General features: G+C 29.7%; 23 protein-coding genes. 4 read left to right on the plus strand and 19 right to left on the minus strand.

Features of this window, described 5'->3' with window-relative positions; genetic code table 11:
- Nucleotides 1–46: 46 nt before the first annotated feature.
- Genes murQ through GQS57_RS14600 form a run of 3 tightly spaced genes read left to right on the plus strand, consistent with a single transcriptional unit; the run spans nt 47 to nt 2,098 of the window.
- Nucleotides 47–865, plus strand: coding sequence for an N-acetylmuramic acid 6-phosphate etherase (gene murQ, locus GQS57_RS14590; RefSeq protein ID WP_165733602.1), 819 nt, complete (start codon nt 47–49; stop codon nt 863–865).
- Nucleotides 855–1,097: a DUF6095 family protein gene (locus GQS57_RS14595; RefSeq protein WP_165733603.1), complete on the plus strand. Its 243-nt coding sequence runs from the start codon at nt 855–857 to the stop codon at nt 1,095–1,097. Before murQ ends, GQS57_RS14595 begins: the two co-directional genes overlap by 11 nt.
- Nucleotides 1,097–2,098, plus strand: coding sequence for a DUF6695 family protein (locus GQS57_RS14600; RefSeq protein WP_165733604.1), 1,002 nt, complete (start codon nt 1,097–1,099; stop codon nt 2,096–2,098). The genes GQS57_RS14595 and GQS57_RS14600 overlap by 1 nt, the downstream gene beginning before the upstream one ends.
- Nucleotides 2,099–2,106: 8 nt before the next feature.
- Here the strand turns inward: GQS57_RS14600 and GQS57_RS14605 are convergent, their stop codons facing one another.
- Nucleotides 2,107–2,604, minus strand: a complete 498-nt coding sequence (locus tag GQS57_RS14605; RefSeq protein WP_165733605.1) for a DinB family protein — start codon at nt 2,602–2,604, stop codon at nt 2,107–2,109.
- Nucleotides 2,605–2,850: 246 nt separating this feature from the next.
- Here GQS57_RS14605 and GQS57_RS14610 point away from each other — a divergent pair, with 246 nt between their 5' ends.
- Nucleotides 2,851–3,765 carry a hypothetical protein gene (locus tag GQS57_RS14610; protein WP_165733606.1) on the plus strand — a complete coding sequence of 305 codons (915 nt, stop codon included), beginning with the start codon at nt 2,851–2,853 and terminating at the stop codon, nt 3,763–3,765.
- Nucleotides 3,766–3,965: 200 nt separating this feature from the next.
- Here the strand turns inward: GQS57_RS14610 and GQS57_RS14615 are convergent, their stop codons facing one another.
- From GQS57_RS14615 to GQS57_RS14700, 18 genes are all read right to left on the minus strand, one after another.
- Nucleotides 3,966–4,634, minus strand: a complete 669-nt coding sequence (locus tag GQS57_RS14615; RefSeq protein ID WP_165733607.1) for a response regulator — start codon at nt 4,632–4,634, stop codon at nt 3,966–3,968.
- A gap of 2 nt (nt 4,635–4,636) precedes the next feature.
- Nucleotides 4,637–6,397 carry a sensor histidine kinase gene (locus tag GQS57_RS14620; protein WP_165733608.1) on the minus strand — a complete coding sequence of 587 codons (1,761 nt, stop codon included), beginning with the start codon at nt 6,395–6,397 and terminating at the stop codon, nt 4,637–4,639.
- A 320-nt stretch (nt 6,398–6,717) separates the two neighbouring features.
- Nucleotides 6,718–8,409 carry an energy-dependent translational throttle protein EttA gene (gene ettA / locus GQS57_RS14625; RefSeq protein ID WP_165733609.1) on the minus strand — a complete coding sequence of 564 codons (1,692 nt, stop codon included), beginning with the start codon at nt 8,407–8,409 and terminating at the stop codon, nt 6,718–6,720.
- A gap of 55 nt (nt 8,410–8,464) precedes the next feature.
- The gene (locus tag GQS57_RS14630) at nt 8,465–8,641 is read right to left on the minus strand and encodes a CAL67264 family membrane protein (RefSeq protein WP_240914557.1); all 177 of its coding nucleotides are present in this window, start codon (nt 8,639–8,641) and stop codon (nt 8,465–8,467) included.
- Between the two features lie 125 nt (nt 8,642–8,766).
- Nucleotides 8,767–9,759 (minus strand): UDP-3-O-(3-hydroxymyristoyl)glucosamine N-acyltransferase, encoded by a 993-nt coding sequence (lpxD, locus tag GQS57_RS14635; protein WP_165733611.1) that lies wholly within the window; start codon nt 9,757–9,759, stop codon nt 8,767–8,769.
- Nucleotides 9,760–9,839: 80 nt separating this feature from the next.
- Nucleotides 9,840–10,418, minus strand: coding sequence for a hypothetical protein (locus GQS57_RS14640; RefSeq protein WP_165733612.1), 579 nt, complete (start codon nt 10,416–10,418; stop codon nt 9,840–9,842).
- Nucleotides 10,419–10,514: 96 nt separating this feature from the next.
- The gene (locus tag GQS57_RS14645) at nt 10,515–12,539 is read right to left on the minus strand and encodes an NADPH-dependent 2,4-dienoyl-CoA reductase (RefSeq protein ID WP_165733613.1); all 2,025 of its coding nucleotides are present in this window, start codon (nt 12,537–12,539) and stop codon (nt 10,515–10,517) included.
- A 121-nt stretch (nt 12,540–12,660) separates the two neighbouring features.
- On the minus strand, nt 12,661–13,374 hold the full coding sequence (locus GQS57_RS14650; RefSeq protein WP_165733614.1) for a pirin family protein: 714 nt from the start codon (nt 13,372–13,374) through the stop codon (nt 12,661–12,663).
- 2 nt (nt 13,375–13,376) lie between these two features.
- The gene (locus GQS57_RS14655) at nt 13,377–13,814 is read right to left on the minus strand and encodes a MarR family winged helix-turn-helix transcriptional regulator (protein ID WP_165733615.1); all 438 of its coding nucleotides are present in this window, start codon (nt 13,812–13,814) and stop codon (nt 13,377–13,379) included.
- 334 nt (nt 13,815–14,148) lie between these two features.
- Nucleotides 14,149–14,397: a glutaredoxin domain-containing protein gene (locus GQS57_RS14660; RefSeq protein WP_165733616.1), complete on the minus strand. Its 249-nt coding sequence runs from the start codon at nt 14,395–14,397 to the stop codon at nt 14,149–14,151.
- Between the two features lie 4 nt (nt 14,398–14,401).
- Entirely contained in the window at nt 14,402–14,935 is a 534-nt protein-coding gene (locus GQS57_RS14665) for an NADPH-dependent FMN reductase (protein ID WP_165733617.1), read from the minus strand.
- Nucleotides 14,936–14,987: 52 nt separating this feature from the next.
- Entirely contained in the window at nt 14,988–15,383 is a 396-nt protein-coding gene (locus GQS57_RS14670; RefSeq protein WP_165733618.1) for an OsmC family protein, read from the minus strand.
- Nucleotides 15,370–15,735, minus strand: coding sequence for a DoxX family protein (locus GQS57_RS14675; RefSeq protein ID WP_165733619.1), 366 nt, complete (start codon nt 15,733–15,735; stop codon nt 15,370–15,372). The genes GQS57_RS14670 and GQS57_RS14675 overlap by 14 nt, the downstream gene beginning before the upstream one ends.
- Nucleotides 15,736–15,861: 126 nt before the next feature.
- Nucleotides 15,862–16,860 (minus strand): lipoate--protein ligase, encoded by a 999-nt coding sequence (locus GQS57_RS14680; RefSeq protein ID WP_165733620.1) that lies wholly within the window; start codon nt 16,858–16,860, stop codon nt 15,862–15,864.
- 416 nt (nt 16,861–17,276) lie between these two features.
- Nucleotides 17,277–19,016: a hypothetical protein gene (locus GQS57_RS14685; protein WP_165733621.1), complete on the minus strand. Its 1,740-nt coding sequence runs from the start codon at nt 19,014–19,016 to the stop codon at nt 17,277–17,279.
- 115 nt (nt 19,017–19,131) lie between these two features.
- Nucleotides 19,132–19,644 carry a hypothetical protein gene (locus GQS57_RS14690; RefSeq protein ID WP_165733622.1) on the minus strand — a complete coding sequence of 171 codons (513 nt, stop codon included), beginning with the start codon at nt 19,642–19,644 and terminating at the stop codon, nt 19,132–19,134.
- A 77-nt stretch (nt 19,645–19,721) separates the two neighbouring features.
- Nucleotides 19,722–20,075 (minus strand): four helix bundle protein, encoded by a 354-nt coding sequence (locus GQS57_RS14695; RefSeq protein ID WP_165733623.1) that lies wholly within the window; start codon nt 20,073–20,075, stop codon nt 19,722–19,724.
- A gap of 101 nt (nt 20,076–20,176) precedes the next feature.
- On the minus strand, nt 20,177–21,412 hold the full coding sequence (locus GQS57_RS14700; protein WP_165733624.1) for a DUF6638 family protein: 1,236 nt from the start codon (nt 21,410–21,412) through the stop codon (nt 20,177–20,179).
- Nucleotides 21,413–21,514: the final 102 nt, after the last annotated feature.

Here is a 21,514-nt window from a genome sequence, read left to right on the forward strand (position 1 = left end):
CCCAAAAAACAAATAAGAATAGACAAGAATTCTGTACTTTTGGACCATGAATTTTATTAAAACAACAGAGCAAGATTCTAACTACAATCATCTAGAAAAGATGTCTGTAAAAGAACTATTAAGCAACATAAATAACGAAGATAAAACGGTGCCTTTAGCTGTAGAAAAGGCTTTACCGCAAATAGAAAGTTTAACGACACAAATTGTAACTAAATTACAAGATGGTGGAAGACTTTTCTATTTAGGGGCAGGTACATCGGGCAGATTAGGTGTTTTAGACGCCTCTGAATGTCCACCTACTTTTGGTGTTTCGCAAGAAATAGTAGTAGGTATTATTGCGGGAGGAGATATTGCTATAAGAAACGCTGTAGAGTTTGCAGAAGATTCTAAAAACCAAGGTTGGTTAGATTTGCAAGAACACCAAGTTTCTAGTAAAGATGTGGTTGTTGGTATTGCTGCTTCTGGCACAACGCCTTATGTAATTTCTGCTTTAGAAGCGTGTAATAAAAACAATATTGTTACAGGTTGCATTGCTTGTAATGAAAATAGTCCTTTAGGTATTGTTGCTCAATTTCCTATTGAAGTTGTTGTGGGACCTGAGTTTGTAACCGGAAGCTCTAGAATGAAAGCCGGAACTGCTCAGAAATTAGTACTGAACATGCTTTCTACAGCAACCATGATTCAGTTAGGAAAAGTTAAGGGTAATAAAATGGTTGATATGCAACTTTCTAATAAAAAATTGGTAGAAAGAGGTCAAAAAATGTTAGCTTTAGAACTAAATATAGACCAAACCGAGGCAAGTGCATTACTACTTAAATATGGTAATGTTAGAAATGCCCTTAAAAACTATAAAAATGAGCACTAATTATAACTTATTAGGTAAAGGTTTAAGGAATTTAAGTATTCTACTTATTCTTTTTATAGCTTCACCAATATCGCTTACAATGGGCTTTAAAGCATTAAAAAAGTTTGATAATACTCCGCAAGAATACATTTCTTATCTTATTTTAATTGTTGCAGCAATAATAATTATATTTACAATGTACTTTGCTTTTAAAACTTTTAATGTTCTGCTAAAAGCAATTTTTAATAATTAATGAGCATAGACAAAACTAACGGAATTATAGTAATTCTCTCTTACCCAGACACCGTTGTAAGACCTGCCTATTGGGAACCTTCTAGTAAGGTTTGGCCTCTAATTGGTATTGGTAGTAAACATGGGGTTCAAGCTGGTCATGCTGCTTTATTATTGATTAAAAAAAACGAAACTGAAATTAATTATTTCGATTTTGGAAGGTATATTACAAGTTACAGTAATGGGCGTGTTCGATCTAAAGAAACAGACCCAGAACTTAGAGTTTCTATAAATGCCAAATTTGAAAACTCAAAATTAATAAACATAAAAGAAATTTTACTTTGGATAGAAAAGCATCCTGAAAAAACACATGGAGACGGCAGATTGGTTGCAAGTATTCATAATGAGATTGATTTTGAAAAAGCACATAATTTTATTCATCAATTAATAAATGAAAAAGAAATTCCTTACGGTGCTTTTATAAAAAATGGGTCTAATTGTGCACGTTTTGTTACCGATACAATTATTGCATCTTCATCAAATAAAAAAATTGGTGAGCAATTAAAAAGATCTAATTTACTAACACCAAGTCCTATTGGAAACGTAATTAAAGCAAGTACGAATAACGTTATTCATAGTATTTACAAACAAAGAATTGAAGATTACAAGAATAGATCGATTCTTAAAGAATACAAAACTTCTTTTTTTAATAAATTTGATATTGAACCAAATTTAATTGGAACAGAGCTGCCAAATAAAACGATTTTTGAACTAAAAAATGGTACTTGGTTAGGCGGAATTGGAAGTGGTGCTTGGTTTATAATTGAAGCACAAATAAATACTGAAACATATAGCATATCAAGGTTTGACTCTAAAGGAACAAAAGATTTTTATGCTGATTTTAGCATTGATAAAAAATGTTTTAATTATTTAGAGGAGCATCAATTTATATATCCTACAAATTGTAAAGAAGCCATTATTAAGCAAAACAACAAGTTGTATATTTTACAAAATAACTCGTAAAATACATTCTAACTTCTTTCTATACTTACTTTTGGCGTAGTTGGGTTAAACCCAAAATCTGCGTCTGGTAATTCTATTCCTAATTGATAAATAATATAACCAATACTTGCAAAATGATGAATTGCATGACTGTGTGCTTGCATTAGTATAGCCGCCAAAGTATAATTTACAGATTTTACTCCTAAGCCTAAATCATCTGTAACAAGCATTGTATTTTCTAAACTTGAAGCATTAATTTCTTTTAATTTTTGAATTGTTTCATTAAAATATTCAATTCCTAATTGCGTATGTAATTCTAATAATTCGTTTCTATTTCTTTTATTTAAATAAATAGATTTTGTTTCTATCCCTTCGAAAACACAAGAAAATACATCTAAGATATGGCGCATATGGCAACCTATGCTAGAGAAATAAGGGGCTACAGAGCTGTCTGAATATTGTTCGTTAGAAATTGTATTTAATAAACATATTCCCCTTTGTAAGTTTTTCTCAATAGCCTCAGTCATAAAAAATAATTTTCTTTTTTGTCGTTAAAATTTTTATGAATTTACGAGTTCTTATCTATATTTTCTAATAAAAATCAAATATAGATTTAAAACACTTAAAAACAAATACTTAACACTCAGTAAATGAAATATAATTAAGATCAATAAATACCTAATTCTTTTTTTGGCACGTTCTTTGAAAATATGATAATCAAATACGGAAGCTGAAAAGTAAATTAGAGTAGGCAAAACCCTAAAACCATAATTATGAAAAAAGGTATACTTATATTAATGGGAATGTTCTTTCTTGTTTCAACTACTAAAGCCGAAAATAATAAAGAAATCCTGAACAATTTTGGGTTTAATTACTCATATGAAAATACCATAAATTTTGTAGAGCGAGATGTTGAGTTCTTTATTTTTACCAATGGTGAATTTGATTTTAACACTCATTATTACGACAATGGAAATCAAAGAGGCATATATATAGCTAGAGATTATAGAGGTAGAATTGAAAGAATAGGAAACTCTTTTATAAACTATGATAGATCTGGAAATGTAACCAGAATTGGAAACGTTTTTATGAAGTACTATAGAGGACAATTAACCGATGTAGGTAATTTAAAAATAAGATATGATCATTGGGGAAATCCAAAATTTTACGGAAATGTAAAAGATAATTACTATCATCATAATGGTTTAAGAATTAATTTAAATATTGGAAATATATTTGAATACAATAATTCTTATTTCTCTCACAGAGATTTTTCTAGACAATATAGTAAAATTAGAGAAGACCATAATTACTATTACTATAGAGCAAATCCGAATGCTAAAATTGGTAAAAAAAGTAAAATTTTAAGAAGAAGAAAACCAGTACCAGTTACAAGAAGGAGCAATACTACTTATAGAAGACCTACTACAATAAATAACAATGGAAGAACAGTGGTAGATAAAAGAACAAATACAACAACGAGAAGACCTACTACTGTAAACACACAAAAAAGAGGAACCATTGATCGAAGAAATAGCAGCACCACTTCTAGAAGACCAACAACTGTAACTAGAGAAACGTCTACCTCTGTTAAAAGAAGTGATAACAGTTCTAGTAGAAGATCTGAAAATTCAAAAAAACAGAATTCTACAACAAAAAACGAAAATAACAGAAAAAGAAGAAGTTAAAAAACAGGTATTTATACGTAATTTTAAATTAACCTATTTTTATAAATTTGCAGTGTAATTACTTGAATACCAAATCAGTTAACTAATTTCCAATTAGTTCTGATAAGGAAATTAAAAGTTAAAAGCCTCATTTCCTAAAAGAAATGAGGCTTTTATAATTAAATGTTTGTTTTAAATCTACAAATAGGAATAAAGTATCTCTAAATAAGTCCTAAATCTTTAGCAATTGCTACTAAATGCGTAGGATTATTGGCATTAAAATGTTCTTTTAAAATTCTTAACCTTTTTTCTATTGCGCTAATACTAGAAGGTGATATCCCTTTTTCTTTTAATTCTTTACTAATAGCTTCTTGCAGCAACCCTTTAGACAAATATTCTATTAAAAGAATGTCTGAGTCTGTAATTTCAATCGTTTTTTTAGGGTGAATTGCAGTGCTTAAATCCGGAGAAATATAAAACTGATCTGATGTAGAAACAACATCAATTGCTTTTCTTAAATCTTTTAATCCATTTCTACTTTTCCAAACATACCCTTGAATTTTTAGACTTTTGTATAAATTTTGAATTCTATATGATTTATCTTCTACTGAAAAAACAATAATTTTCAAATCAGAAAATTCTTGTCTAATTTTTTCTATAAGTTCATCACCCGATTTTAATTCTTGTGGAGTTCCATCACTTTCAAAAGATAAATCAGAAATAATTAATTGATAAGGTACTCCTTCTAAAAAAGCTTTTTTAATTTTAAGAAAAGCTTCGTCACAATAAGAAATATAATCTACTTCTTCTATGTTTAACCCCTCTAGCGCCATTTTTATTCCGCTATTAATTACATCAAAATCTTCTACAACTAAAACTTTTTTAAACATTCTTAATTTTTAAAATGGATATACACTTTTAAACCTTTGTTCGGCTTATTTTCAAAGTTAATAGTTCCATTAATAGTTTTTATACGGGTTTCCATATTTTTAAGTCCATTTTTAAAAATAATAGTATCATCCTTAAATCCTACACCATTATCTGCATAACTTATTTCTAAATTATGATTTGTTTTCTTGCATGCTAAAACGACTAAGCTCGCTTTACTATGCTTTTTCATATTTACAAACAACTCATTAAAAACCCGATACATAACAATCTGTTTCTCTTTGGTTAAATTATTTAAATCTAAAGAAGACAAATCTTTTAATATAATTTTACAAGTATCAGAATTATAACTTGCTACTAGATTTCTAAAATAATTTTCAAAATTAGATCCCGTTTCAATAGAGTCATTTTCGTGAGAAATAGCTCGTGTTTGTAAATAGATTTTATCTAAATCGTTTATAATTTCTTCGGTATTAATTTTAGTATTTTGAACTTTTGTGAGGGTATTAAAAATATCATTCCCTAATTCATCATGTAATTTTTTCGCAATCCTTGTTTCAGTATTATAATTCTCTTGTAAGATTCGTTTTTTGTGCTGTTCTTTTCTTCTATAAATCAAAAATAATAAACTAGAAATTGATAAAAAACCAATAATTAAAACATTTTTCTTCTGACTTTTTTCTTTTTCAGCAACTAAAATGTTTTCTGTTGCTAATGTTTGAAACTTCAGTTTTTGTTTCTCTTCTTCTTCATAATTGTATTTAATAGTAGCAAACTTGTATTGATGTTTAGACTCTACTTCTTGTAAACTGTCTCTTAAACGAATACTTTCTTTATAATAATTAATGGCTTTTTGAGCTGTTTGAAGTCCTATAATTTTATCTATAGCTTCTATTTGATCTTGCGGACTTTTTTCTTTTTTTGATACTTCATACATTTTATCAGCATAAAATAATGATTTGCTTCTATTCTTTTTATAAAAAAAATCTGACAAATGGCTATAACTTGCAATTAAGCCGTAAGTATCTTTTTCCTTAATTCTGATAGATCTTGCCAGTAATAAATCTTTTAAGATATTTATATTTGGATTATTTAACCATTTAATATGAGCTAAATTATCAATAATTCTTGCTTTAGTTTTTTGACTAGTAATGTCACCTTTTAATAATTCTTCTAAAATTGAAATTGATTTAGAATACTCTTTTTGCTCTTTATATACATTAGCCATATTATTTTTAATTACAATATTGCCACTTGTACTTGAAATAAAAGTTAATGCTTGCTTATAATTATAAATAGCTTGTTTAAATAAATTTTGTTTTTTAGAATTTATTGCTAAAGTATTGTAAATGGAGGCTATAGCACTTGCACTCCTCCCCTTTAAATATTCTAATCCATTAATTGCAGATATGTTACTATTAATATAATTACCGTAAGAAGATTCTATAATAGCTATGTCTCGTAAACATCTTGCTATTTGAATACTATCATTTTGTTGACGGTATAATTCTTTAGATTTATTATAAAAATAGAAAGCGCTATCATTAGCTCTTAATTTTCTTTGAAATTGTGCAATTCTATAGTACGATTCTGCTTTTTGTTTTTCATTTTTATTATTTAATGATTTTTGAAGCATTTTTTTAGAATAAAATAATGCCTTCTCATTATCTCTTTGTTTACTATAAAAAACAACCGTTTTAGCAATACTATCGTAAGTAATATTGGTTGATTTTTCTTGAAAAGAAAACAATTTATTATTAAACAAAAAGGTAAAAAGTAGGAGGAACAAAACATTAAATTTCATTCCTCTAAAATACTATAATTCTTGATTTAAAAAATTTTAATTACCTGTTTCATAATCATCACCTGGTAAATATTCATCTTCACCTCCAGTTGCAGAAACCTCTAATTTTACAGGTTCCCTTTCTAAGTTTTCATCTAAATCTGTACAAGATGTAAAAACAAAGTTTGTAAATAATATTACACATAAATCTACTTGATAATAAAGCTAAAAAACCATTACAAATAAAAAAAAGCAGCTAATAAAAATTAGCTGCTTTTTTGTAAAATATAATTTCTAGAAAATTATCTAATTAACTTTCTGTATTTAATTCGTTTTGGCATTAAATCTCCACCCAAACGTTTCTTTTTGTTTTCTTCATATTCAGAGAAACCACCTTCAAAGAAATACACTTCACTATTCCCTTCAAAAGCTAAAATATGTGTACAAACTCTATCTAAAAACCATCTATCGTGACTAATTACAACCGCACAACCAGCAAAGTTATCTAAACCTTCTTCTAATGCTCTTAATGTATTTACATCTAAATCGTTGGTAGGCTCATCTAATAATAAAACGTTTCCTTCTTCTTTTAACGTCATTGCTAAATGTAAACGGTTACGCTCTCCACCAGAAAGTGTATTTACTTTTTTGTTTTGTTCACTTCCAGAGAAATTAAAACGACTTAAATAAGCTCTAGAATTAACTTGCTTACCTCCCATCATTACTAAATCTTGTCCGTCAGAAAAGTTTTCCCAAATTGTTTTTTCTGGGTCAATGTCTGAATGGGCTTGATCTACATATGCAATTTTTGCAGTTTCACCTACAGAAAAACTTCCTCCATCAGGTTTTTCTTCTCCCATAATCATTTTAAAAATAGTAGTTTTACCAGCTCCATTGGGACCAATAATACCTACAATTCCTGCCTGCGGAAGATTAAACTCTAAATTATCATATAATAATTTTTCTCCAAATGCTTTAGAAACACCTGTTGCTTCTATAACATTGGTACCTAAACGTGGTCCATTAGGAATATAGATTTCTAACTTTTCGTCTGTTTGCTTTTGATCTTGACTCATTAACTTGTCATAATTCTTCAAACGAGCTTTTTGCTTTGTTTGACGACCTTTTGCTCCTTGACGAACCCAATCTAATTCTCTTTCTAATGTTTTTTGATGTTTTGAAGCTGTTTTACTTTCTTGTGCCATTCTCTTAGACTTTTGGTCTAACCACTCAGCATAATTCCCTTTCCAAGGAATTCCTTCACCTCTATCCAATTCAAGAATCCAACCAGCAACATTATCTAAGAAATATCTATCATGCGTTACAGCAATAACAGTTCCTTTATATTGTGCTAAATGGTGCTCTAACCAATGTACAGATTCTGCATCCAAGTGATTGGTAGGCTCATCTAATAATAAAATTTCTGGTTCTTGTAATAATAATCTACATAAAGCAACACGTCTTTTTTCACCTCCAGAAAGTACTCCGATTTTCTTATCAGAATCTGGCGTTCTTAACGCATCCATTGCAATTTCTAATTTGGTATCTAATTCCCAAGCATTAGCAGCGTCAATTTTATCTTGTAAAACTGCTTGTTGTGCCATTAGTTTATCCATCTTATCTGCATCAGAATAGACTTCTTCTAAACCAAACATGTCGTTTATTTTATTGTACTCTTCTAAAATTGCAACTGTTTCTGCAACTCCTTCTTTTACAACTTCTAAAACTGTTTTTTCTGGATCTAATTGTGGCTCTTGTTCTAAATACCCAACCTTATAACCTGGAGCAAAAGTAACATCTCCTTGAAAATTCTTTTCTACTCCTGCAATAATTTTTAATAAAGTTGATTTTCCTGATCCATTTAAACCAAGAATACCAATTTTTGCTCCATAAAAGAAGCTTAAATAAATATCTTTTAAAACTTGTTTCCCTGTTGATTTATAAGTTTTAGACAACTTATTCATCGAAAAGATTACTTTCTTATCGTCGCTCATTTGTTTGTTTTTTTTAATTTAATTTGAAAATTGCTACTGTGAAAACTGTAGACTTTTATACTCTTCCTTTTAATGCATTAAAAACCCATGCAATACAAAAGAAACCAAAACCAACTGCCGCAAATCCCCATCCGGCAACTTCATTATATCTAAAAGCCCCTAAAGCTATTAAACCTAAGCCAACAAGTATCATAATAAGCGTAGCAAAGCCTAATACTGTATTTTTATTCATTCCCATAATTCGTAATTAGTTCGTTTGATTGGCAAATATCGGTAATTATTTGGTATTGCCCAATAATAGGCTTCAGTAAAAGCCTTTAAAAATTAGAGTTTCAGTAAGTAGTAATTAATAAAAACCTAGCTTCTACCAAGTTTACGCAGAGCTACCCATTGTTTCATTTTTTCTCTAGAATCACAAGCAGGATAACCAACTACAGATTTACCAGCTGCAATATCTGCAATAACACCAGAACCAGCACCTACTTTTGCCCCAGAATGTATGGTAACATGGTCTTTTATAGAAGCACTTCCTCCAATAATTACACCATCTCCTAAAGTTACAGAACCTGCTAAACCACTGTGTCCTGCCATAATACAACATCTTCCTAAAACAGAATTATGCCCTATTTGTACCAAATTATCAATCTTACAGCCATCTCCTAAAATAGTAGAACTAAATTTACCACGATCAACACATGAATTTGCTCCAATTTCAACAGCATTTCCGATAACTACATTTCCTATATGAATAATTTTCACTAACCCTCTTCCATCAGGACTTGGTCTATAGCCAAAGCCATCAGCTCCAATACTCACATTTACATGAAAAATACAATGACTACCAATTTTAGTACGTTCTCTAATAACGGTTCCAGACCAAATTACAGTCTCGTTGCCAATTGTAGTATCATCAAAAATGGATACATTAGGATAAATGGTTACATTATCTCCCAGTACTACATTTTTACCAACATAAGAATTTGCACCTACTTTACAACCTTTTCCTAATGTTACTGTTTTATCTATTACTGCCGTCGGATGAATATCCGTTTCAAAATAAGGCGACTCTGGCTCAAAAGCTTCTAATAAAACTGCCATCGCCAAATCTGGATTCTTAACTTTGATAAACGCTTTACCTTCTTCTGGTAAAATTGTTATTCCTTCATAAACAATTGCAACACTAGCGTTAGAATTCTCCCATAATTTTGCATATTTAGAGTTACCTATAAAAGTAACATTCCCTTTTGTAGCATTTTCAATTTGTTCTGGCGCATATATTATATCTTTACAAAGCCCAATTTGTTCACCTTTTAAAAGTGATGTTATTTCTTCTACAGAAAATGATTTCATAGATTATTTTTAATTTTTTCTAAATGTACTATAATATTTACTAACACAAAAAAATCCTATAAACATAGGATTTAATTCAATTATTGTCTTCTCATTCCGCTACCTCTACTAGGTCTAGAATTTTGATTATTGTTTTCTGCTTTTTTAGGCTGTAAACTTTCTATGATGCTCTTTTGATATTTTAACCACTTCTTGTCTTGTTTTTCTGATAAAACACCTCTTAGAATTTCATTGAGCTCTTTTTCATGTTCATTAACATTCTCTTTAATTGGTCTAGTGACTTCTCTTACCTTTTCTCTTATGTTTTTATTACTTTCACTATCTCTTTCATTAGACATTGTGTTCATTAAAAGATCTAAATCCGTAAATTTTTCAGCATTTAAGAATAAAATTTCTTTTACTTTAGAATTATAATTTCTTAATGCTTTGGTTACTGAATATTTTTTGTCATCATCTTTAATCTTAACTTTCTTTATCACCTCATCAACATCATAATAAAAAATACCCGCAATTTCTTTTGCACTCAGTTTTTTAACCTCTTTTGTTTGATTCAATTCAGGGTTCTGTGATTGTTGTCTTCCGCCACCTCCACCTCTAGAACGCTGTGCTGCTATATTAAAGGTTAAAAAAAGGATTGCAATAAAAAGTATTTTCTTCATTATCAAATTTGTATTTATTATTTAGGTGCAAGCTACTAAAAAAACTGCTACTTCTATTTTTTGAAAATATAATAATTTATTAAAATAGTATTTAATTTAAAGATCTGCCGCCAATCGTGCACCTTGATTAATAGCTCTTTTTGCATCTAATTCACTTGCAAAATCGGCACCACCAATAACATGTACTTTTTTACCAGCATCTAACAAAGGTTGATACAATTCTTTAAAAGGAACTTGACCTGCACAAATAACAATGTTATCTACCTTTAAAATTTTAGCTTCTTCATTCTGAACATAATGCAACCCTTCATCATCAATTTTCGTATAAGAAACCTCACCAATAAACTGCACTTTCTTCTTTTTTAAAGTAGATCTATGAATCCACCCAGTTGTTTTACCTAAATTCCCACCAAATTTCCCTTTGCTTCTTTTAAACATAAACACTTCTCTTGGTGAAGGTTCAAATGCTGGTTTTACATTTTCAATTCCGGCTCTAGCCTCTAAGTTTTTATCGATTCCCCATTCTTTTAACCAAGCATTAATATTTAAGGATGTAGATGCTCCTTCATGTGTTAAATATTCTGAAACGTCAAAACCAATTCCACCTGCACCAATTACTGCAACTCGTTTTCCTACCGGTTTTTTCAATTTTAAAACATCAATATAACTCAAAACTTTTGGATGATTGATGCCTTCTATTTTTAACGCTCTAGGTTTAATTCCTGTTGCAACAATAATTTCTTCAAAATCTGATTCTTTTAAATCTTCTACAGTAACTTTTGTATTTAATTTTACAGTTACATTATGCAATTCTATTTGTTTGTTGAAATAACGCAAGGTTTCGTAAAACTCCTCTTTACCAGGAATTTGTTTTGCAATATTAAACTGACCACCAATTTCTTTATCAGCATCAAACAACGTTACAAAATGACCTCTTTCTGCAGCAATTGTAGCTGCTGCTAATCCTGCAGGTCCTGCACCTACAACTGCTATTTTCTTTTTAAGTACAGTTTCATAATAATTCAATTCTGTTTCATGACAAGCTCTAGGGTTTACCAAGCAACTTGCTACCTTCTGTTGAAATACATGATCTAAGCAAGCTTGATTACAACCAATACATGTATTAATTTCATCTACTTTTTCTTCAGCTGCTTTATTTACCCAGTCTGGATCAGCCAAAAAAGGACGCGCCATAGAAATCATATCTGCATCTCTTTCTGCCAATATTTTTTCTGCCGTTTCGGGCATATTTATTCTGTTAGAAGTGATTAAAGGAATCGATAATTCTTCTTTCATTTTTTTAGTAACCCAAGTAAAAGCTGCTCTAGGAACTGATGTTGAAATAGTTGGTATTCTAGCTTCATGCCAACCAATACCTGTATTAATAATCGTTGCTCCTGCTTTTTCTATTTCTTTCCCTAATTGCACGACTTCTTCCCAAGAAGAGCCATTTTCTACCAAATCTAACATCGATAATCGGTAGATAATTATAAACTCTAACCCGACAGCTTCTCGTGTTTGTTTTACCAGTTCAATAGGCAAACGCATTCTATTTTCATAACTTCCACCGTAATCATCAGTTCTTTTATTGGTTCTTTTTACAATAAACTGGTTGATTAAATAACCTTCAGACCCCATAATTTCTACACCATCATAACCTGCTTCTTTAGATAATTTTGCAGAGTTTACAAAATCTCTAATAGTTCTATTAATTCCCGATTGTGTTAACTTAAAAGGTTTAAATGGTGTTATTGGTGATTTTATTTTGGAAGGCGCAACATTAAACGGATGATAGCCATAACGACCTGAATGTAGTATTTGCATGCAAATTTTACCACCTTCTTTGTGGACTGCTGCTGTTATTTTCTGATGTTTTTTTGCGTGTTTTTTGGTAGACATTCTTGCTGATAATGGAGCTGTCCAACCTTGTATATTTGGGGCAATCCCTCCGGTAACAATTAATCCAACTCCACCTCTTGCTCGCTCTGCATAATAAGCCGCGATTCTTTCTAAACCGTTTCTTTCCTCCTCTAAACCTGTATGCATAGAACCCATTAAAATTCTATTTTTTAAAGTTGTAAAACCTAAATCTAATGGTTCAAAAATGTGTTTATATTTCATATTCTTGGAATTAATTTTATTATGCACGCATAACACTTTGCAAGATATGTTTATTTTTTGAAAAGAAAAAACCTCAAAGAAATGATTCCTTGAGGTCTAATTTTTTTATACTGAATTTAACTTACATGGGTACTTCTATCAATAATAATTCAGAATTAGATAGGCTTTTAATCACAAAACTATCTGTTTCATAAATACCTATTGCATCTCTCCTAGCTAGTTTTGTTGAATCAATCTCAAAATCGCCAGAAATATTCATTACATATACTCCACGGTTCTTACTTTTTAACTGATAGTTAAAATCTTGATTTCTATCTAAATCAATCCTATAAATCTGGGCGTCTTGGTGTATTTTTAAGCTATCATCATCAGAATTAAAAGAATTTACCAATAACTGCAATTTATTTTTTCTGTCTTTTATATCAAATTCCTTTTGGTCATATCTTGGAGTAACTTCATTTTTTTCCGGCATTATCCAGATTTGAAATAAACCTAAATGTTCATTTGCAGAACCATTTATTTCTGAATGATACACTCCTTTTCCGGCAGACATTACTTGTACTTCACCTGGCAAGACGGGAATCCAATCGTTTGCCATGTTGTCTTTATGTTTTAAAACACCTTTTAGCGGAATTGTAATAATTTCCATGTTCTTATGAGGATGTGTGCCAAACCCCATGCTTGGTGCAATTAAATCATCATTTAAAACTCTTAACGCACCAAACTGTAATCTTTTAGGATCATAAAAATTAGCAAAACTAAATGAATGATTTGCTTCTAACCATCCATGATTTGCGTGCCCTCTTGTGGATGCAGTATGAATTATTTTTTTCATAATTATCTCATTTTATCTAATAAATCACTTAAAGTTGTCGCCTCTTCTTCTGTTAACTTTTCTAGAAACAAAAGGTTGTTATTATCGTCTATATTAGATAATAATTCTAAACCTTTTTCATTAATTTTCACAAATACAACCCTTCTATCATGTTCACAACGCTCTCTTTCAATTAAGTTTTTTTCGCATAATTTGTCCATTAAGCGGGTTGCATTAGGTGCTCTTTCTATCATTCTATCTTTTACAACTTGCACCTTAATTTGACCTTTTGATCCTCGTAAAATTCTTAAAATATTATACTGTTGTGGCGAAATTCCGTAAGGTTTAAAAAACTCATTTTCTTTACTACTTAACCAATTTGCAGTGTATTTTATGTTGATTAAAGCCTTTAATTTATTGCTTACAAATTTAGATTTTATGTCTTTAGAAATGTCTCCCATGTATTCAGTATTCAGTATTCAGTATTCAGTATTCGAAAATTAAATAGTTCAAGAATCTATTGATAGACTTACTTTAAAACTTATTAACTTTTGAAAAGATTTAATCTTTCTGTTAATTCTTTAATTGGACTTCGACAAGCTCAGTCTGACATTGTTAAGCTTCATTGATTCTTGAAATCAATAATATGTTCCTAAACATAAAAAAACGACCACATAGCAACATAGTTGTAGTCTTATATCTTATGCCTTTTTTTTAGTCCTAAGTCCAGCCACTTTCGTCTTGTCTCTTGCCTCTTGCCTCTTGCCTCTTGCCTCTTGCCTCTAAAATAAAAAACTACGCCCTTAAACTTAAATCTTGCATTATTTTATTAAATTCTTCCGTAGTTGGAGTTAAATAAATTTTATCATCTACAAACAATGTTGGATATTTTGCTACGCCACCATACAATTCTTTGCTATGCTCTCTTGCTTCTGCATCTTTAGAAATATCTTTATATATATAAGGAACATCGGTTGAATTTAGAAAATTTTTAAAAGCGACTGTATAGGCGTGTCCTGCTCTTCCGTATAAAACTATTTTCATGTTTTTATTGATTTACTAAAGCTTCAAATTTATTTACTTGTACTGTTAATAGTGCCGAAAATTCTGCTTCTACAATTTTATTTTCTTTAAAATTATCATAGAAATTTGGTAGAGAAAAAGTTAATAATTCTTTTGCTCCTTGTATAGGAAAACGTTGTTCTCCTGCTGCTAAAACAAACTGACCTCCCATTTTACCTGGAGAAGTAGCCATTAATAATAAGGGTTTGTCTCTAAAAACCTTTACCTCTAATCTAGATGCCCAATCGAAAATATTTTTAAAAGCAGCTGTATAAGATCCATTATGTTCTGCTAAAGACAATATAAACCCATCATAATTATCCAATAATGCAGAAAACTTTTTTGCATCCTCTGGAAAACCATTTTTTTCTTCATCTTCACTAAAAACTGGTAATTTAAAATCTCTTAGATCTACAACGTCAAAAGAAGTGTTTTCTAAATTTTCGGCTGCAAATGTTGCTAACTGTTTATTGATAGAAGTAGAACTTGTACTACCTGCAAATGCTAATATTTTTTTCATTTTTTTTGTTTTTTTTTTACTGAAAACTGTGACTGTTTACTGCAAATTAATTTTACTGAATTGTAGTTATAATTTTAGTTTCTCCTTTCACCATTTTTGCAACCGGACATTTACCGGCAAAAACTAACAACTTCTTTCTTTGTTCTGCTGTTATTTCTTTTTCAAAGGATATTTCTTCTGTTAAATAAGTGCCGTTTTCATCTTTCAGCTGAGAAACATTTACTGATATTTCACCTATATCCCAACCTCTTCTTTCGGCATAGGTTCTTAATGTCATTGAAACACAACCACCGATTGCAGTTAATAAATATTCAACCGGAGTTGCACCAGTATCTCCTCCTCCAGCAGCAACAGATTGATCCATCGTTAAATAATGATTTCTCGTTTTTGCTTCTGCAAGAAAATTCTTGTTTGTTAAAACTACTTCAGATTTTTTAACTTCTGACATTTGTTATTTTTTTATGGGTAATATAAGAAGTGATTAAAAAGATCATTGCTGCAATTGAAGCTCCTTGTTCTCCGTCTCCAATCATTATATGTGCAAAAAAAGCAAAAATAAATGCAAAGAAAAATCCTGCATAAGCCCATTCTTTTATTGTTTTATTTGATAAAAACCATAAAGCTACTAAACCTAGTAATTTAGCAATTGCATAGGGATAAATGATGTAAGTTGGATACCCAAAATTGGTAAACATTGCTGCTACTGCTTCATGATTAAATATATACATACCAGCAGAAAAAAGCATGATTACAGTTAATAATGCAGTAGAAATATAATATATAATTTTTGTAGTCTTCATCTTGAATGGTTTTTAAATTCTTGACAAAACTACAAAATAAATATTTATTTACCAAGGAAAATAAATCCAAGGGAATATTTTTTAAATAAAAGAATATGATTTATTCTCCAAATAAATTAATAAAAATTAATCATTTCCATATACAAGATCTACAAATTCTGAGTTTTCTAATATCCCGAAATAATCAGCAACAGTTATTTGATCTAACTTCTTACTGATTTCATTTTTATCGTAAGGAACACCAATTAATAAATTTTCAAGGTCTGTGACAGGTTGCCTACCAAAAAAGTCACCATAAATTTTAAAGTCAGAAATATGTCCTTTTTCAACAAAAATACGCACATCTATTTCTCCTATTGGGAAACGTTTATTACGTTGGATATTAAACTTAGGTGAGTTTCCGAAATTCCAATCCCACAAATCATATTTTGACGCTTTTAACTCTTTTACAGCTTTCCATTCTGCTTCGGTTAATTTATGAATTTCAAACGCTTCCTTAGCTTCAAACAAACCAGTTAGTAATTGCTTTTTAAACTGATCCATTGTTATTGGTTCTTTTAAAAACTCACTAATATTTGCAACACGACTCCTAACTGATTTATGTCCTTTAGATTGAATTTTACTCATTTTTACTTGAAGTGATTTCCCAACTTCGCTCATATCTGTATCGAACAATAAAGTACCATGACTAATCATTCTTTTTCCTGTAGAGAATTGAGCTGTTCCAGAGATTTTCTTTTCATCAACTAAAATATCATTTCTACCTTTTAACTCAGCGTTTACTCCCAATTCATTTAAAACACGAATTACAGGTTCTGTAAATTTTTTAAAATTACTAATACTTTTTCCATCGTGATTGGTAATAAAACTGAAATTTAAATTTCCTAAATCATGATATACTGCTCCTCCTCCAGAAATACGCCTAACCACTTTTATACCTTTGTTATCGATATATTCTTGGTTAATTTCTTCTAAAGTATTTTGATTACGACCAATTATAATAGAAGGTGCATTAATATAAAATAATAAATAATCTGTTGAAGCATCAAAGTTTCTTAACGCGTATTCTTCTAATGCTAAGTTTAGTTTAGGATCTGTACAGCCCTCATTATCAATAAAAATCATAGATTTTGTTTATTTATTAGGAATAATACCAAACAAACATCAAAATGATCCATTAAATTCGTTTCTTTTTCCTTAAAATTTTAATATAAAATAGAACCATAACTAAGGCTATAATTAGATTTTCTATTTCATATTAAGAAATAATAATTCAAATTTATCATCAATCATTTTAAAATTCATTTGGTATAACAAATATAAAGAATTTCTAAAGTTGTTTGAATTATTTAAAACTATAATAACACCTAAAAAAGAGGATTTTAGAATCAAAAAAAAAGCCAACTTAAAAAAAACAGCATTGTCTATTTTTTATATAAGTTGGCAAATATGTTTAGCCCTGATTGAGTGGCCTGTTTGAGCTCTTTTTTGTTTTTTTAACAAAAAAAGCGAGTAACGAAAGCAGGAAATAGCTACAAAAATTACTGATTATTTTTTATAGAATCTATTTTTTTCTGAAGCTTTTCTATTTCTGTAAGTTTTTTATCTTGAACAGACATTAGCTTGATAGAATCTAATATTTGCTGATTTCTATCTTGACTAGAAATTAACTTTATAGAATCTAAAACTTGTTGGTTTTTCTCTAAAGTAGTTTGTTCTTTCTCGAAATACACATTTTTACCTTCACTGGTTCTCCAAGCTTCATTTAATTGATTATAAATTTCTTCGTTCCAAGTACTTGGTTTTTTTGCGTTAATCCAAACTACATCTCTATATTCACTGTCTACCAAAGCCAAATCTGGCGTTGCAGAACCATCAAATTGTTCTGGGTTTTCTGAATTAATTGTAGAAACTGTACCCAAGAAAAACATACGTTTTCTACCTGCAATATTTTTAATATAAGGTCTAAATTCTACCGGAGTATTTGAGTTCCAATCATACTCTTTTTTAGATTCTTTTACTTTTAAAGGCATTGCAGAAACCCCTGCATATCCTTGTTTTTTTGATGCATGATCATAATAATACAACTTATTTGTACCGTCTGCAGGAACAAAAACACTATAACTTAAACTTGTTCTTTCGTCTCCGACAGGTTCTAAACCAAACCAGTGATATAAACCACTAAAAGCGTCTGTTTTACTGTCTGAAAAATCGAAATCGGTTACATAAGGTTGTGCATTTTGATCTTTTGGCGCGGTAGGAATTTTCACAGCACTTTCCATGTTCCAAGGTAATGGATCTGAAAAACCTGCTAAAAACTTTAAGCTCTCAGCTTGTAAACGAGATACGCGTTCTGCCAAGGTGTTTTGCTTGGTTAAATAGGCGTAATTTTTCATTTCATCGGGAGAAATATAAGTTCCTTTACCAATGGTAATTCTTTCTAAATAATCTACAATATCATGCTCTCCATTATCTATAACCATTACACCTCCAAAACTTGGATATGGAAAAAAGAAGCCTTTCCATTTTATTAAACTCACCACCTCAACCCAAGCTCCTTTATCATTTTTCATGTAAAAAGTTTCACTTGGCTCGTAGTTAAACAGCATCCAAGGGTTTAATCGTTGCACAACAGCATTGTAAGTATTTCTACTAAACTTTAAAGATTCTCCGATAGAAAATGTAACCGGAATTCTATTTTCTGATGAAAAACGAGGAAAAGGTGTTGTACTAGAAACTGAAAAAATTTCTTCTGTATTATCTTTTAGTCCTTGCCAGTAATATTTTTCGGTTGGCTGAATTGCCATTGTCCATTGATTATTGTCATCAACTCTTACCAAATGAGGCAGCGAAACGTCTTTCGTTTCGCCAACAGATTCGTTTGCCATTGAAAATATGTTTCTTAATGGCTGAATTCTTTCATTTTGAGTTAAAGGCAACTCGTGAATTTCAATCTTATTTAAATCGTTAAAAACATAGTACGTTTTCATGTAATCGTAGAATTTTAAATTCCAACCTACATAATATAATATTCCGAAAAAGACTGATAAGAAAAATAAAATTCCGATTCTTTTACCTACACCTACCGCTTTTCTAAAACCTCGTAAACCTAGAAACAGCAGTGAAAAGCACAATAAAATTATAAAAATAAATCTTCTAACAAGTATTAATGCTGGTTGATAATCATCTCTAAAAAAGAATAATAAAGCCAATAATACTATAAAAAATATAACGACTCTTTTCTTTTGTTTTGCTCCTTTACTCCAATAATTTTTAATCATAATTACAAGTTTGAAGTATGCAGTTTGAAGCTGGAAGTTTCTCACTCATACTTACTATTTTATTCTAATTAATTTTCTTTACTATTTTTTTTTACTAAAAACTGCCACTGAAAACTTATAAAAGTCCTTTATCTTTTAAGCGTTCTCTTGCACTTTTCTCTGCTACTTTAGGCGCTTCTTTTATAATCTCTTTTTCTTTAACATCCTTTGCTTGGAGGTCTTCCATAAAATCTTTTCCTTTTTCTATAACATCTTCAAATTTATCTTCAAAATATTCTGTTTGTTCTTCAATAATTTCTGATGATTTAAAAATAAATCCCGCAATATAAGTGCCAATCAAAGTTCCGAAAATCATCGATGCAAACAATGAAATTGTTGCATAATTTATAGGTATTAAAAATTGCACAATTAAAATTCCTATAAGAAACAAAACAGCAATATAAACAAACCTTAAAACAAAATTTTGTTGGAATATAAATCCTTTAGTGTCTGTATCCTTCATTTGTAATTCTTCGGAATTCATTAATTTATTAAAGAATAAATACATTTTATTCCCTCTTGATTCTCTCCAATAAATAACAATTCCGAATAAAATTGCTGCGATAAATATGATGATTTCTATGGTCATGGTTTTTTAAAAGTTGGAAGTTGGAAGTTTGAAGAATGGAGTTTCATACTCATACTTAAAAATACAACTTACTATTGTTATTTTATTTTATTTCTGTATGCAATTGTCATGTTCATTAAATCGAAACAATCTTTATAATATCTGTCAAAATTTTTTTTAGGCAGATAATTTCTTCTTATTGCTTTATGCAAACAAGTTACTACTTCTGCCAAAGAACGAATTGAATATCCTAAAAATTTTCTGTATTCGGCGTTTGATTGTAAAATAGAGCCTTCTGAAATATTTAAAGCAACAGAATCGGCTGCTCTTCTTAATTGAGAAGATAAATTATAAATTTCTTCTTTCGGAAAATTCTTAACAAGCAAATTCATTTCTTCGCCTAAATCCATAGATTTTTGCCAAATAATTAAATTTTCAAATTTAAAACTCATTTCCTTTTCTTTATATAAATATACTAAATTATCACTTCCTCTTCAAACTTCCTAGTTCCTACTTCCTTCCTACTTCCACCTTCAAACTTCATTCTTCAGACCTAAAACCCGCTTTTCACTGCTCCTATTACCCAATCTTGGGTTGAATCTTCTAAAATTCTAAAAAGTTCGTAAAATTGTTCTTTGTCATACCAATACAAAAATAACACATCTTTTGGCGCAATGTTTACTAATAAACTCCAAATTAAATCTTGATGATTTGGTAATAAAGATGAATGTGGTTTGTGCAACGCAACATACATTTCTTCATCAATAATATCTAGCGGATTTATATTTTTAGAAACCTTCTTTTTTTCTAAAAAGAGCTCTAAACCCATTATTTTTTTTCTTGCTGAAATATCAATTTTGTTTAAATAACTTTTAAATAAAATTCCTTCTTCTAAAATATCTTTTACAGGATGTGCCGTGTCTTTTAAATATGATGAAAACATAAATTTCTGAATTCGTCTGTACCTTTTCTTAGTAGTTTCTTCTTCTAAATCTAATTCCAGAACATTATAACTGATTAATTTTTCAATCATTTCTTTATGAGAAATATGATACATTAAAACATCATACGTTGTATCTTTTATTGCTTCTTTATAAGTTGCTTCATTTTCGAAAATTAATACAGGTACTACTAAATCTCTTAATAAAAAAACACCTCCAAAAGCCTTTGTGTAAAAAGAATCTGTTGTAAAAGTAATTTCTTCTATATTTAAATTTCTTTCTCTTAAGTCTCCATATTTTTTTGCTGATGTTATCAATTTCTCGTGAATCTCTTCATCAATAAAATTGTTATCAGCGTTAAATAATTCTACTAATTGTAATTGCTCTTCTTTGGCTTTGTTTAAGTTATCAATTAAATGAAACTTAATTGTGATGTCTTTGTACCTTAAAACATCTAAAGGTTCATAAAAAACATCTATTTTTTGATCAAACTCAATGCAAACAGCAGAATCTCTTGTAATATCATTAATCGTTTTTTCATGTTTTTTAAACACCATTTTCATCAATTCTCTATCAAAAGAATTAAACGGATTATAAACAGGTAATCCTTTTTGTCTTGGAGTAATAATTATAGCGTAGGTATTTGCTTCACCGTTATTAAGGTAAAAAGACACTCCTTTTTCTTCTGCTATTTCCGGACTCCAACCAACTCCATCAATAGAAAATGAAGTTAATTTTGTTTTTGTAAAACCAAGTTTTACGAGACATTTATTATAACGTTCTACCAGTTTTCCGCTAACATTAATGGACTCGCTTCTATATAAATTAGCTTTTATTAGTTTTTGCATAGTATTATTACACTGAGTTTCACTGAGAACTCACAGAGATACACAGAGTTTTTTCAACATTATTCTCCGTGATACTATTTGAAAACTCCGTGTATCTCTGTG

It is taken from the genome of Polaribacter sp. 20A6 (genome assembly GCF_011378915.1).
Taxonomy (GTDB): domain Bacteria; phylum Bacteroidota; class Bacteroidia; order Flavobacteriales; family Flavobacteriaceae; genus Polaribacter; species Polaribacter sejongensis.

Excerpts from the sequence above, each read along its gene's own strand:
- murQ (WP_165733602.1), top strand. The coding sequence starts at position 47 with ATGAATTTTATTAAAACAACAGAGCAAGATTCTAACTACAATCATCTA.
- GQS57_RS14595 (WP_165733603.1), top strand. The coding sequence starts at position 855 with ATGAGCACTAATTATAACTTATTAGGTAAAGGTTTAAGGAATTTAAGT.
- GQS57_RS14600 (WP_165733604.1), top strand. The coding sequence starts at position 1,097 with ATGAGCATAGACAAAACTAACGGAATTATAGTAATTCTCTCTTACCCA.
- GQS57_RS14605 (WP_165733605.1), bottom strand. The coding sequence starts at position 2,604 with ATGACTGAGGCTATTGAGAAAAACTTACAAAGGGGAATATGTTTATTA.
- GQS57_RS14610 (WP_165733606.1), top strand. The coding sequence starts at position 2,851 with ATGAAAAAAGGTATACTTATATTAATGGGAATGTTCTTTCTTGTTTCA.
- GQS57_RS14615 (WP_165733607.1), bottom strand. The coding sequence starts at position 4,634 with ATGTTTAAAAAAGTTTTAGTTGTAGAAGATTTTGATGTAATTAATAGC.
- ettA (WP_165733609.1), bottom strand. The coding sequence starts at position 8,409 with ATGAGCGACGATAAGAAAGTAATCTTTTCGATGAATAAGTTGTCTAAA.
- GQS57_RS14630 (WP_240914557.1), bottom strand. The coding sequence starts at position 8,641 with ATGAATAAAAATACAGTATTAGGCTTTGCTACGCTTATTATGATACTT.
- lpxD (WP_165733611.1), bottom strand. The coding sequence starts at position 9,759 with ATGAAATCATTTTCTGTAGAAGAAATAACATCACTTTTAAAAGGTGAA.
- GQS57_RS14640 (WP_165733612.1), bottom strand. The coding sequence starts at position 10,418 with ATGAAGAAAATACTTTTTATTGCAATCCTTTTTTTAACCTTTAATATA.
- GQS57_RS14645 (WP_165733613.1), bottom strand. The coding sequence starts at position 12,539 with ATGAAATATAAACACATTTTTGAACCATTAGATTTAGGTTTTACAACT.
- GQS57_RS14650 (WP_165733614.1), bottom strand. The coding sequence starts at position 13,374 with ATGAAAAAAATAATTCATACTGCATCCACAAGAGGGCACGCAAATCAT.
- GQS57_RS14655 (WP_165733615.1), bottom strand. The coding sequence starts at position 13,814 with ATGGGAGACATTTCTAAAGACATAAAATCTAAATTTGTAAGCAATAAA.
- GQS57_RS14660 (WP_165733616.1), bottom strand. The coding sequence starts at position 14,397 with ATGAAAATAGTTTTATACGGAAGAGCAGGACACGCCTATACAGTCGCT.
- GQS57_RS14665 (WP_165733617.1), bottom strand. The coding sequence starts at position 14,935 with ATGAAAAAAATATTAGCATTTGCAGGTAGTACAAGTTCTACTTCTATC.
- GQS57_RS14670 (WP_165733618.1), bottom strand. The coding sequence starts at position 15,383 with ATGTCAGAAGTTAAAAAATCTGAAGTAGTTTTAACAAACAAGAATTTT.
- GQS57_RS14675 (WP_165733619.1), bottom strand. The coding sequence starts at position 15,735 with ATGAAGACTACAAAAATTATATATTATATTTCTACTGCATTATTAACT.
- GQS57_RS14680 (WP_165733620.1), bottom strand. The coding sequence starts at position 16,860 with ATGATTTTTATTGATAATGAGGGCTGTACAGATCCTAAACTAAACTTA.
- GQS57_RS14685 (WP_165733621.1), bottom strand. The coding sequence starts at position 19,016 with ATGATTAAAAATTATTGGAGTAAAGGAGCAAAACAAAAGAAAAGAGTC.
- GQS57_RS14690 (WP_165733622.1), bottom strand. The coding sequence starts at position 19,644 with ATGACCATAGAAATCATCATATTTATCGCAGCAATTTTATTCGGAATT.
- GQS57_RS14695 (WP_165733623.1), bottom strand. The coding sequence starts at position 20,075 with ATGAGTTTTAAATTTGAAAATTTAATTATTTGGCAAAAATCTATGGAT.
- GQS57_RS14700 (WP_165733624.1), bottom strand. The coding sequence starts at position 21,412 with ATGCAAAAACTAATAAAAGCTAATTTATATAGAAGCGAGTCCATTAAT.